Source organism: Nonomuraea sp. NPDC000554, assembly GCF_040300065.1.
Taxonomy (GTDB): Bacteria; Actinomycetota; Actinomycetes; order Streptosporangiales; family Streptosporangiaceae; genus Nonomuraea.
This window is the reverse complement of sequence record NZ_JBEPDC010000009.1, coordinates 52,162-63,527: the sequence shown is the minus strand read 5'-3', so window position 1 is coordinate 63,527 and position 11,366 is coordinate 52,162. Positions and strand designations below refer to the sequence as shown.

Genomic DNA, 11,366 nt, shown 5'->3' with positions numbered 1-11,366 from the left:
CGGCCTGTCCGGCGTGGGCGATCAGCCGGTGGCGACCGGGCGGGCCGGGTCGGCGACCCAGTTGGACCACGAGCCGACGTAGAGGGCGGCGGGCAGCCCGGCGATCTCCATGGCCAGCACCTCGTGCGCGGCCGTCACACCCGAGCCGCAGTACGCGCCCGCCTCCACCCCGTCAGTGACACCCAGCGCCGCGAAGCGCCGCCGCAGCTCGGCCGCGGGCAGGAACGTGCGGTCAGCGCCGACGTTCTCGGTGGTCGGGGCGCTCACCGCACCCGGCACGTGCCCGGCGACCGGGTCGATGGGCTCCACCTCGCCCCGGTACCGCTCGGCTGCCCTGGCGTCGAGCAGCACGCCCCTGGTGGCCAGCGCGGCGGCCTCGTCGGCGTCGAGCAACGGCATGCCGCCGGGCTCGGCGGTGAAATCCCCCTCGGCCACCTGCGGACGCTCCTTGGACAGCGACCCCGCCCAGGCGGCGAGCCCGCCGTCGAGCACCCGGACGTCCTGGTGGCCGAAGTAGCGCAGCGCCCACCAGGCGCGAGCGGCGCTCATGCCGCCCGCGTCGTCGTACACCACGACCGGGCGGCTGCCGGACACGCCGAGCCTCCGCATCGCCCGCTGGAAGTCCTCAGCCGAGGGGAGCGGATGGCGCCCCAGTTTGCCGGGAGGGGCGGCGAGGTCGGTGTCGACGTCGCAGTAGACGGCTCCCGGGATGTGCCCCTCGTCGTACAGCCCGATCCCGGGTGGCCCGCCGAGCCGGTGCCGCACGTCGAGCACGCTCGCGCCGTGGAGCGCGGCGAGTTCGGCAAAAGTGATCAACGGACTCATCGGCTGCTTACCTCCAGAAGTGGGACGTGCTGCTCGGCCGCGGTCATCGAACCGTGATAGCCGGTGAACAGGGCCTCGATCGGGTGCCGGGACGGGGCGGTGATGGCCAGATCGGCGTACGGGACGGCCACGACGTCGCCGATGCGCCCCAGCCAGTCGGCGCTGACCCGCGGCCCGAACCAGCCGGACTCGACCGCCTCCTGCCGCGGCACCACCCAGGCGCGACCCGCGAGAATCGCCCGCCACGCGTCGAGCACGTCGCCGGCCGCGCCGGGCTCGGCGTACACGTGTCTGGCCCTGGCCTCGCCGCCCAGCATCGCCACGCCGGCGGCCAGCTCGGGGACGCTCTCGGCGTCGATCTTCTCGGTCACGTTGACCATGCCGTGGTCGGCGGTGACGTACAGCACCGAGCCGGGAGGCAGGGCCGCGGCCAGCCGCTCGGCCATCGAGTCGACGATCTCGAGCTGGCGCAGCCACTCCTCGCTGCCCCACCCGGTCATGTGGCCGGCCGCGTCGAGATCGCCGTAGTACACGGTGACGTGCGCCCTCGGCTCGGCCAGGGCCGCCCGTGCCCGCTCGACGCGCTCGTCGACGCTGTCGGCCGGCAGGTAGCGGACGCCCCGGTAGACGGCCTCGGTCAGGCCGGTGCCCTCGAACTCGGCGGGTGCCACGTACGAGGAGGCGATCCCGGCGGCCGTGGCGCGCTGGTAGACGGTGGTGGCGGGCTGCCACTGGAGCGGGTCCATGACCAGGCCGCCGGGCAGGGTCCAGCGCAGGCAGTTGAAGACGTGGCGGGTGCCGGGGACGGCGAGCGTCAGCCCGACCATGCCGTGCTCGCCCGGCGGGATGCCGGTGCCGAGCGAGCACAGGCTGGTGACGGTGGTGGCGGGGAATCCGGCGGTGAGAGTGCGGCCCGTGGCGGCCGTGAGGAAGGGTGCCCGGTCGGGGTGCGCCCTCAGCAGTTCGGCGCCGAGCCCGTCGACCAGGAACAGGCAGACCCGCTCGGCGGGCTCCAGCCGCAGCACGTTCTGCCCGCCCACGCCCAGGGCGGCCAGCAGGGACGGCGTCAGGTCCGCCAGCGACGCGGAGCCGTACGACGGCACCAGCGGCGGGTTGTCGGCCATGCCCCGATCCTAGTGACCCCGCCCGTGTGGACGGCGGCCGGTGAACCGCGGGCGCGTCAGGCGGCCGCCCTGGCGGTGGCCTCCGAGAGGGCCTTGGCGAAGGCGAGGACGTGCGTGACCGCTTCCGGGCCGTCGGCCGCCTCGCTGACCCGGAGGGAGAGGTCGTCGGCGGTGATCGCGCCCGTGTAGCCGTGGTCGGCCTCGCAGTTCTCGTCGCCGCAGGTCGCGGGTTCGAGATCCACGTGAGAGATGGCGCCCCAGCCGATGGTGAGCGTCACCTCGGTCGGCGGCACTCCGGGGACGTAGGACGCGGGGTCGGGGACCACGCGGGTGACCGCCACCGACTGGACGCGGCTCAGGCGGACCGCCTCCGTGGTGGTCGAGGCGTGGGAGGTGGAGACGCCCTCCACGGCCGGGTGCTCGTCGGTGTGGCAGACCAGCAGCCTCGTCGCCGACAGCACCAGGACGGTGACGTGCCTGCGTACCTCCATCGCGGGATCGAAGGTGGCCTCGTGGTGGACCACGAAGGCGGTGACGGCCTCCTTGCCCAGCGCGGATTCGACCGCATCGGTGACGAGGTCGGGGTAGTAGCCGCTGCGCTCTATCGCCTCACGCAGACCCGCGGCGGAGACTCGGGTTTCCCTCATGGGTCCATCCTGCCAGGGCTACGCTGTGCGCTCACCCCGTGGACATATCGCTATATAACATTTATTTAAATGGTTATTGCGATAAATGCTATCTTTTATGTTTTAATGAGCGCTTGGCGTGGGAAAGACCTGGCTTCATGCCAACCTCCGGGGGCCGCCGTCGAGACGCGGGCCCGGTGGGGTGCGGAGGGTGGCCCTGGCGCCGAGCACGATGACGCCCGACTCCCCCACCAGCACCGGGTCGAGGTCGAGCCGCGCCAGCTCCGGCAGGTCGTGCGCCAGACGGCCGACTCTCACCAGGAGGTCCTCCAGCGCGTCCACCGCGACGGGCGGGTAGCCGTACTGGCCGAACAGCAGCGGCGCGGCGCGGACCGACCGCACCAGCCCGGAGGCGTCCTCGGCGGTCAGCGGGGCCAGGCGGAAGCCCTGGTCAAGCAGGAGCCGCGCGGTCACCTCGCCCAGCCCGAACGACACCACGGGCCCGAACGCCGGGTCCTCGACGACTCCCACCACGGTCGGCACGGCGGGCTGCGGCGCCATCCGCTGGACGGCCAGCTCCACGTCCGCGCCGAGCTGCTCGGCGAACTCGGCGTACGCGTGACGCACGCTCTCCGGCCCCCCGAGACCGAGCCGGACGGTTCCCGCGCGGCGTGCGGCCTCCGGATCGGCCACCTTGAGCACAACCGGCCAGCCGAACCGCTCGGCGGCGGCCACCGCCTCGTCGGGCGACCGGACGACCTCGGCGGGCCAGACGGCGAGCCCGTAGCAGGACAGCAGCTCGGCCGCGTCGATCTCCACAAGCGGCCCCGGCGCGGCGAACAGCCCGGACGCGGGGACCCGCGCGGCGCGCTCGCCGGACGCGGAGTCCCCAGGCCCGGCGGAGGGGCCGGAGAGTTCAGCGGCCGCAGGTCCGGCCCCCTGCTCAGGCTCCCGCGGAAGGATCTCCGAGGGAGAGCCGGCGAGCCGCCCCGCAGAGGTTTCCACGCGCCAACCGACGGGCTCCTCCGCAACGGTTCCCGCGCCCGAGCCGGCGGACTCCCCCGCAGGGGTTTCCGCGCGCGAACCGACGGGCTCCTCATGAAGGGGTTCCGGGGGCGAGGTCAGGGCGCGGAGGGCCAGGGAGCGGGCGCGGTCGGTGTCGATGCCGTCCAGCTCCGGCGGCGGGACGGCCGGATGGGCGCGCCAGGTCGCGTACCGCACCACGTGCGCGAGCGCCCTCACCGCCTCCTCCGGCGCGGCATAGGACGGGATGGACCCGGGCCCGGGCGTCGCGCCGTCGCCGGTCCTCAGGCAGGGGTGCATGCCGAGGTAGCCCTCGAAGGTCGCGAGCACAGGCTTCCCGGCAACACCCCTCTCGGAGGCGGCGCCGGACACGCGGAGCAGTTCGGCGGCGACCGACCCGGCCGTGCCGGGGATCGGCGGCATGTAGATCACGACGGCCGCGTCGACGTCGGGAGAGGCGAGCACGTCTTCCAGCGCCGCGCCGAACTCGGCGGCCCCCGCGGCGGCCCCCAGGTTCACCGGCGGGCGGGGCTCGAGCCCGGCGGCCACGCAGGCGTCGACGGCGAGCAGCCCGAGCGCGTCGGAGTTGGTGACCAGCCCGACCCGCGGCCCCGACGGCAGCGGCTGGTACGCCAGGAGCTGCCCCACGTCGAAGAGCTGGATGAGGTCGTCGACCCGGATCAGCCCGGCCTGGGAGAACAGCGAGCTGATCGCCGAGTCGGACAGCCTGAGCGCCTCGGCCGAGTGCCCGGCCGGGCTGCCGCCGGACTTGACCACCACGATCGGCTTGACGCTCGCGATGCGCCTGGCCAGGCGGGTGAACTTGCGCGGGTTGCCGAGCGATTCGAGGTAGAGCAGGATCACCTCGGTCGAGGGATCCTCCTCCCAGTACTGCAGCAGGTCGTTGCCCGAGACGTCCGCCCGGTTGCCCGCGGAGACGAACGACGAGATGCCCATGCCGCGCTGCGCCACCCGCTGGAGCAGCGCGGTGCCGAGCGCGCCCGACTGGCTGAAGAAGCCGACCCGCCCGCGGCCGGGGACGGTGGCGGCGAGGGTGGCGTTCAGCTTGACGGCGGGGTCGGTGTTGGCGATGCCCAGGCAGTTGGGGCCGACGACGCGCAGCCCGTACGCGCGGGCGATGCGGGCCAGCGCGTCCTGCCTGGCGCGGCCCTCGGGCCCGGTCTCGCCGAACCCGGACGAGACCACCACCAGCCCGTGCACCCCCTTCTCGGCGCACTCCTCGACCACGTCGATCACGCTCTCGGCGGGGACGGCCACCACGGCGAGGTCCACGTCGCCGTCGATCGCGGTCACGCTCGGGTAGGCCCGCACCCCGGCCACGGCGCGCACCTCGCGGTGCACCGGGTAGACGGGGCCGGTGAAGTCGGCGGCGAGCAGGTTGCGCAGCACGGTCTGGCCGACGCCGCCGGGTTCGCGGGAGGCGCCGACGACGGCGACGGAGCCCGGCGTGAGGAGCCTGGCGATCGACCTGGCCTCGGCGGCGTGCTCGCGTGAGGTGGTGACCTCGGTGGAGGTGACGGTCGGGGTGAGGTCGAGCGTCATGCGGACGACGCCGTCGGCGAAGCTGCTCTCGGCCGTGTATCCGGCCTGGCGCAGCACGCCCATCATCTTCATGTTGGCGGGCAGCACGTCGGCGACGAACCTGGCGATGCCGTGCTCACGGGCGGTGGCGGCGAGGTGTTCGAGCAGCACCGAGGCCACTCCCCTGCCCTGGTGCGCGTCCTCGACGAGGAAGGCCACCTCGGCCTCGCCCGGCTCGACGCGGTCGTAGCGGATGACGGCGACCATCTCGGCGCCGATGGTGGCGATCAGCGCGACCCTGGTGACGTAGTCGACGTTGGTGAACCGCTCGACCTCCCGGTCGGACAGCCTGGGGTGCGGTCCGAAGAACCGGAAGTAGATCGTCTCGGGGGAAAGGCGGGAGTAGAAGGCGCGCAGCCGGTCGGCGTCGGCGGGCCTGATCGGGCGCACGTGCGCGGTGCCGCCGTCGGCGAGGACGACGTCCGCCTCCCAGTGGGCCGGGTAGTGAGCCTCCACAGTCCCGAGCGTAGCCCCGGTTCCCCTGTGCCACGGCTCTTGGGGCCCGTTGGGCAACGCTTGTGCATCGACTGTGCGCCTGTGTCCGTGGTCGGCCCCACGGGCAGGCCGGAAGCTGTTAGTTTTGCCGGTGGCCAGGCTCGTTCTGTAGGCAAGGTGGTGGCATCATGACGCGGGTCGTCGTGGTGGGCGATCTCATGACCGACGCGGTCGCGCGCGCCCGTTATGCGCTCGCCAGGGCGAGCGACACCCCGGCGATCGTGACGATGCACGGTGGCGGCTCAGGGGCGAACATCGCCTCATGGCTGGCCGTCGAGGGGGCCGAGGTGGCCTTCATCGGGCGCAGGGGCGCCGACATCACCGGTCGTAACCGTGACATGGAGCTGATGGGCTACGGCGTCGACGCCCGGCTCGTCATGGACCCCGAACGGCCGACGGGCACCTGCGTGGTGCTGGTCACGCACAAGGGCGAGCGCACCATGCTCTCCGATCCGGGGGCCAACGCCGCGCTGTCGCCCGAAGATCTGCCGCGCGACCTGTTCAACGGCGGCGGCCACCTGCACCTGTCGGGTTACACGCTGATCAACGAGGGGTCCCGCGACGCCGGTCTGGCGGCGCTCGACATGGCCCGGCGTTCCGGGATGTCCATCTCGGTCGACTGCGCGTCGTCCGCGCCGCTCGACCGCACGGGCGCCGAGCCGTTCCTGGAGTGGACGAACGGCGTGAAGCTGCTGTTCGCCAACGCCGAGCAGGCGCGCGTGCTGACCGGCCGCGACGACCCGGAGGCCGCGGCGAAGGTGCTCACTGCCTGGTTCCCGCAGGTCGTGATCAAGATGAACGTCGACGGCGCGCTCTGGTTCGGCAACGGGCGTCCCGACCCGGTCCGGGTGGCGGCCGACCCGGTCGACCGGATCGTCGACGGCACCGGCGCGGGCGACGCGTTCTGCGCCGGGTTCCTGCCCACCTGGCTCGACGGCAAGCCACCGGCCGAGGCGCTGGCGAGCGGCTGCCATCTGGCGGCCAAGGCGATCATTCACCTGGGTGCTCGCCCGCGGCTCTAGTGCGCGCCCTGCGGCCGGGTGACCCCGGGAAGGTCGCTTCCTTCGAGGTCACGCACTTCATCGGTGAGGGCGGCCAGGGCGGTGTCTACCTGGGCGTCGGCGCGGGTGGCGAGCGAGTGGCGATCAAGATGCTGCACGCCAGGTTCGCCGACGACTGGCAGGCGGTCCGGCGCTTCGAGCGGGAGGCCGAGGCGGCGCGCCGGGTGGCCGAGTTCTGCACGGCCCGGGTACTCGAGGTGGGGGCGCTCGACGGACGTCCGTACATCGTGAGCGAGTACGTCGAGGGCCCTTCGCTCCAGCGGCAGGTGAGCGCTGAGGGCCCGATCACCGGGTCGGCGCTCATCCGGCTGGCGGTCACGACGGCGACGGCGCTGGCCGCGATCCACCGGGCCGGGGTGATGCACCGCGACTTCAAGCCGAGCAACGTGCTGCTCGGCTCCGACGGCGCGCGCGTGATCGACTTCGGTATCGCGCGAGCGCTCGACCTCAGCCAGAGCCTCACCACGAGTGTGGTGGGCACGCCCGCCTACATGGCCCCGGAGCAGTTCCACGGCAATCCGCTGCCGGCGAGCGACGTGTTCGCCTGGGCCGGGACGATGGTGTACGCCGCGACCGGGCGGGCCGCGTTCGGTGTCGGGACGCTGCCCGCGGTCATGCACCGGATCCTGGCCCTGGAGCCGGACCTGTCCGGGGTGCCGGAATCGCTGCTGCCGGTGCTGCGGGCGGCGCTGGCCAAGGATCCGTTCGCCCGCCCGACGGCCGAGCAGCTGTTACAGGCCCTGATCACGGCCCCGCCCCCGATGGCGCCACCCGGCATGGGCCCGAGGACGATGTCGTCCCCCCACCCGGCCACACCCCCCACGACCGTGCCCGGCCTGCTCAGTCCGGTGCGGCGGCGGGCGCTCCTCGCCTCGGCGGGCGCGGTGGCCACCGCGCTGGTGGTGGGGGTGACGGCGTGGCTGTGGCCGAGACAGCCGGACCCACCGCTGACCCAGCCGACCGGCAGGAACGCCGCGCTGACGACGGTGCTGAACCCGTCAGTGAAGAAGGGCGGCGTGGTGCGGTTGGCCACGTCCCTGACGCCCGACTCGACCGATCCGGGCAACATGTACTACAAGGAGATGTGGAGCCTGGTCAGGCTCTACGGCCGGGCCCTGACCATGTACCGTCCGGCGCCAGGCGCGGCGGGCCTGCAGCTCGTCCCCGACCTGGCCACCTCGCTCGGCGAGACCACGGACGGCGGGCGCACCTGGACCTACCGCCTGCGCGAGGGCGTGCGCTACGAGGACGGCACACCGATCAGCGCCAAGGACGTCAGGCACGCGATCCTGCGCAGCATGAGCGACGCGCTGCCCAACGGCAGCAGCCACTTCGACCAGCTGCTCCGCCCGCCGACGTCGAGCGCGATCGAGGCGCCCGACGACCGCACGATCATCTTCCACCTGAACCGCCAGTTCGCCACGTTCGACCAGGTAGCGGCGCTACCGGAATCCATCCCCGTTCCCGAGGACACGGACGCGGGCGCCGGCTATCGCACTCGGGTGGTCTCCTCCGGCCCGTACATGTTCTCCGGCGTCAGGGACACGGAGCTGATTCTGGTGCGCAACCCGTACTGGAAGCCCGACCTCGACCCCAACCGCACGGCCCTGCCCGACAGGTTCGAGGTGAGCTTCAGCCGCGACCAACGCGAGATCGACGCCCAGCTCGCCAGCGGGGCCACGGACGTGAGCCCGGCCATCTCGCCGGACGTCTCCCCGCAGCTCGCCCCCCGCACGGACGTCGCCGTGACGACCGCCCTGCACTTTCTGGCGATCAACCCGCAGGTAGCGCCGTTCACGAACCAGAAGTGCCGCCAGGCGGTGGTCGACGTCCTCGACCGGGTGTCGGCGCGCGACGCGTTCGGCAGTGGTGAGGTGGCCACGACGCTACTGTCGCCCGTGATCACCGGTAGGCAGCCGCAGGGCCTCGACCGGCGCGGCGACGTCAACGCGGCCAAGAAGGACCTCGCCGACTGCGGGCAGGGTGGCGGCTTCACGACCGGCTACATCTACCGCGACATGCCGGGCGAGGAGGCTCTGGCGAAGGCCGTGCAGGCCACGCTGGCCAAGGTCGGCATCACGGTGACCCTGGAAAAGCGGTCTATAGCCGATTTCTACAGGAAATCTGGTGGCAGCCCAACGTATCTCAAGGAAAAGGGGATAGGGCTGGTCTCCAGGGTCTGGCAGCCCGACTGGCCGGACGCGGAGTCGTCCCTGTCGGCACTGGTGGACAGCAGGCAGATCATGGAGAAGGGCAGCTCGACCAACGTGAGCGTCCGCCTGCCCGTCATCGACAGGTTCGTCGACCAGGCCACCCGCGAGCTGGACCCCGCGCGGCGAGCCGCGGACTGGGACCTGGTCGAGAGCGAGACGCTCAAGGCAGGAGTGCTCGTACCGCTGATCTGGGACACCCGGCCGCTCCTGCGCGGCAAGGACCTCACCAACCTGCACGTCAGCCCCGTCTTCGACGGCTACGAACTGCTCACCATGGGAGTGAACCGCCCGTAGGAAGCCACGGCGGCGTCAGGACGTGGCGGCCAGCGCCAGCGGCAGCACGGCGGGGGCGCCCGCGTGGCGGACCAGGGCGGTGGCCAGCGTCATCGTCCAGCCGGTGTCGACGCGGTCGTCGATCAGCAGGACGGGCCCGCCGCACCCGGCGACGGCGGCGCTCAGCTCCTTCGGCATGGCCAGCGTGCCCCTGACCGCCTGCACCCGCTTGGCGCTGTTGAACTGCTGCCCGGGCGGCCCGGCCCGGTAGCCCAGCTCGCCCAGATAGGTGAGCCGCCCCACCTGCGCGAGCCGCTCCGCGAACCCGCGCACCAGCAGCGGACGGGACGAGGACGGCACGCTGACCACGGCCACCGGCCGCTCCCGCCACTCCCACGCCGTCAGCACCTGGACCACGGCCGCGAACATGTCGTCGGCCATCGGCCCGTCGGGGGCGTGGAACAGCTCCCGCAGCCGGTTGCCCCAGCCGATGTCGGTCAGCCGGCCCAGCGCCCGGCCGGGCTCGGCGCCGAGCTCGGGCTTGATCCGCCCGGACAGGTCGGACAGGCCGGTCGGCCACTGCCTGCGGGCCTCGATCTCGACGCCCGGCCTGCTCAGCCGCTCGCGGGCGGTCTCGACGGCCTGCGCGGCGATCTCGGGAGAGCGGTGCCGCCCGGTGCAGTTGTCGCACCGCCCGCACGGACCGGCCGCGTCGTCGTCGAGGCGCTTGCGCAGGTACTCCTCCCGGCACTCGGCCGTCGTCAGGTAGCCCAGCATGGCCTCCTGCTCGGAGCGGCGCTCGGCGGCGATGCGCGTGTACCTCTCGGTGTCGTACTCCCAGGGCTCGCCGGTCGCCTCCCAACCGCCCTTGACCCGGCGGACGGCGCCGTCGACGTCGAGCACCTTGAGCATCATCTCCAGGCGGCTGCGGCTCAGGTCGACGGCCGTCTCCAGCGCCGGGGTGGACATCGTGCCGCGCTCCTCCAGCGCCCCCAGCGTGGCCCGGACGACGGGCTCGGGAGGGAAGGCCAGGGAGGCGAAGTAGGCCCAGATGTCGCGGTCTTCGGTGCCGGGCAGCAGGATCACCTCGGCCCGCTCGACCCCGCGCCCGGCCCGGCCCACCTGCTGGTAGTAGGCGACGGGCGACTGCGGCGCGCCCACGTGCACGACGAACCCGAGATCCGGCTTGTCGAAGCCCATGCCGAGCGCGCTCGTCGCGACCAGCGCCTTGATCTTGTTGTTGAGCAGCGCGTCCTCGGCCTCCAGCCGTTCGGCCTGGTCGGTCTGGCCGGAGTAGGCGGCCACCTCGTGCCCCTGCTCGCGCAGGTAGCCGGCGATCTCGTGCGCCGCGGCCACGGTGAGCGTGTAGACGATGCCGGAGCCGGGCAGCTCGTGCAGCGTCTGCGCCAGCCAGGCCAGCCGCTGCTCGGCCGTGGGCAGCCGCACGACGCCGAGGTGCAGGCTCTCGCGCTCCAGCGGCCCGCGCAGGACCAGCGTGTCGTGGCCCATCTGCTCGGCCACGTCGCGGGTCACGCGGGCGTTGGCGGTGGCCGTGGTGGCCAGGACCGGGATGCCGGGCGGCAGCTCCTCGAACAGCGGGGCCAGCCTGCGGTAGTCGGGACGGAAGTCGTGCCCCCAGTCGGAGATGCAGTGGGCCTCGTCGACGACGACCAGCCCGGCGCTCTCGGCCAGCTCGGGCAGCACGTTGTCGCGGAAGTCGGGGTTGTTCAGCCGCTCGGGGCTGACCAGCAGCACGTCGACCAGGCCGTCGGCGACCTGCCCGTACACCTCCTCCCACGCCTCGGGGTTGGCCGAGTTGATGGTGACGGCCCTGATGCCGGCCCGTTCGGCGGCGGCGATCTGGTTGCGCATCAGCGCGAGCAGCGGCGAGACGATGACCGTCGGCCCCTCGCCCAGCTCGCGCAGGAGCGCGGTGGCGACGAAGTAGACGGCCGACTTGCCCCACCCGGTGCGCTGCACCACCAGCACCCGGCGCCGCTCGACGACGAGCGCCTCGATCGCGGCCCACTGGTCGTCGCGCAGCCTGGCGTGCTCACCGGCGAGCGCCCGCAGCCTGCTCTCGGCCTCGTCGCGGAGCATCGCCACATCGGGGGCTTCAGTCAT

The 11,366-nt window shown here is 72.9% G+C and carries 7 protein-coding genes; 2 read left to right on the top strand and 5 right to left on the bottom strand.

The window, feature by feature from the left end; genetic code table 11:
- Positions 1-21 precede the first annotated feature (21 nt).
- The 4 genes from ABT294_RS18820 to ABT294_RS18805 all read right to left on the bottom strand — a co-directional run bounded on the left by ABT294_RS18820 (position 22) and on the right by ABT294_RS18805 (position 5,656).
- On the bottom strand, positions 22-825 hold the full coding sequence (locus tag ABT294_RS18820) for a sulfurtransferase (RefSeq protein WP_350807168.1): 804 nt from the start codon (positions 823-825) through the stop codon (positions 22-24).
- Positions 822-1,949, bottom strand: a complete 1,128-nt coding sequence (locus ABT294_RS18815; protein WP_350807167.1) for an alkaline phosphatase family protein — start codon at positions 1,947-1,949, stop codon at positions 822-824. The genes ABT294_RS18820 and ABT294_RS18815 overlap by 4 nt, the downstream gene beginning before the upstream one ends.
- A gap of 56 nt (positions 1,950-2,005) precedes the next feature.
- Positions 2,006-2,596 (bottom strand): DUF5998 family protein, encoded by a 591-nt coding sequence (locus tag ABT294_RS18810; RefSeq protein WP_350807166.1) that lies wholly within the window; start codon positions 2,594-2,596, stop codon positions 2,006-2,008.
- Positions 2,597-2,731: 135 nt separating this feature from the next.
- Entirely contained in the window at positions 2,732-5,656 is a 2,925-nt protein-coding gene (locus ABT294_RS18805; protein ID WP_350807165.1) for a bifunctional acetate--CoA ligase family protein/GNAT family N-acetyltransferase, read from the bottom strand.
- A gap of 167 nt (positions 5,657-5,823) precedes the next feature.
- Between ABT294_RS18805 and ABT294_RS18800 the strand changes: the two genes are divergently transcribed.
- Positions 5,824-6,717, top strand: coding sequence for a carbohydrate kinase family protein (locus ABT294_RS18800; protein WP_350807163.1), 894 nt, complete (start codon positions 5,824-5,826; stop codon positions 6,715-6,717).
- On the top strand, positions 6,717-9,263 hold the full coding sequence (locus tag ABT294_RS18795; RefSeq protein ID WP_350807162.1) for an ABC transporter substrate-binding protein: 2,547 nt from the start codon (positions 6,717-6,719) through the stop codon (positions 9,261-9,263). The genes ABT294_RS18800 and ABT294_RS18795 overlap by 1 nt, the downstream gene beginning before the upstream one ends.
- Positions 9,264-9,278: 15 nt before the next feature.
- Here ABT294_RS18795 and ABT294_RS18790 read toward each other — a convergent pair whose 3' ends face one another.
- A complete protein-coding gene (locus ABT294_RS18790) occupies positions 9,279-11,366 on the bottom strand; it encodes a RecQ family ATP-dependent DNA helicase (protein WP_350807161.1) in 2,088 nt (695 codons plus the stop codon).